Origin of the sequence: Hylemonella sp. W303a, from assembly GCF_046452315.1 — a bacterium.
Lineage (GTDB): Bacteria > Pseudomonadota > Gammaproteobacteria > Burkholderiales > Burkholderiaceae_C > Hylemonella.
The window spans coordinates 1-989 of the sequence record NZ_JBKFDG010000020.1; the positions used below are offsets into that span (position 1 = coordinate 1).

At 67.1% G+C, this 989-nt stretch carries 1 protein-coding gene; it reads right to left on the reverse strand.

The genetic code is table 11. The features are described from left to right. Positions 1–989: beta strand repeat-containing protein (locus ACLBKS_RS16450; RefSeq protein WP_410193883.1), on the reverse strand; the 989-nt coding region annotated here is incomplete at both ends.

Sequence of the window (989 nt, forward strand, 5' to 3'; positions counted from 1 at the left end):
AGTTCACCGAGCCGAAGTTCGTCGTGTCGCCCGCGTCATCACCCAGCGTGATCGCGTTGCTCCCCGCGTTGAAACTCGCCAGCCCCGTCACCACCAGGCTCGTGCTCGCCGCATCCGTGATCGTCCCGCTCGACGTCAGGCTCAGGCTGGCCGCCGTGTTCGTTCCCGTCAGCACCGTGGCCGAGTCCTCGGTGATCGTCACCGCGCCCGTGGAATTGACCGTCAGACTGCCAAAGTTCACGTCATTGGCCACCTGATCGCCCAGGGTGATGCTGGTGCCGCTCAGGCTGGCGTTGCCCGTCACGCTCACATCCGCCGTCGCGTCGTCCGTCAAGGCGCCTGACGACGAGAGAACCAAGCTCGTTGCCGTGCTGGTTCCAGACAACTCGGTCGCGCTGTCCACGGCGATCGAGACCGCTCCGCCGGTGAATGTCAGGTTGCCAAAGTTCGCCGTGTCACCGGCCACCACCGTGATCGCATTGCTCCCCGCGTTCAGCGTCAGCAGCCCCGAGGTCGTCAGCGTCGCGCTGCCCGTCGTGGTGATCGCTCCGTTGGTCGTCAGCGTCGCACTCGTCGCCGACAGCCCCGCCAGCGTCATCGCGCTGTCTTCCGTCAGTGCGACCGCACCACCCGTGAGGTTCACCGAGCCGAAGTTCGCCGTGTCTCCGGCCACCACCGTGATCGCGTTGCTCCCGGCGTTCAAGGTCAGCAGCCCCGAGGTCGTCAGCGTCGCGCTGCCCGTGGTGGTGATCGCTCCATTGGCCGTCAGCGTCGCGCTCGTCGCCGACAGGCCCGCCAGTGTCATCGCGCTGTCTTCCGTCAGCGTGACCGCACCACCCGTCAAGCTCACCGAGCCGAAGTTCGCCGTGTCGCCCGCCGCTACCGTGATCGCGTTGCTCCCCGCGTTCAGCGTCAGCAGCCCCGAGGTCGTCAGCGTGGCGCTGCCCGTCGTGTCGATCGCTCCATTGGCCGTCAACGTCGCGCTCGTT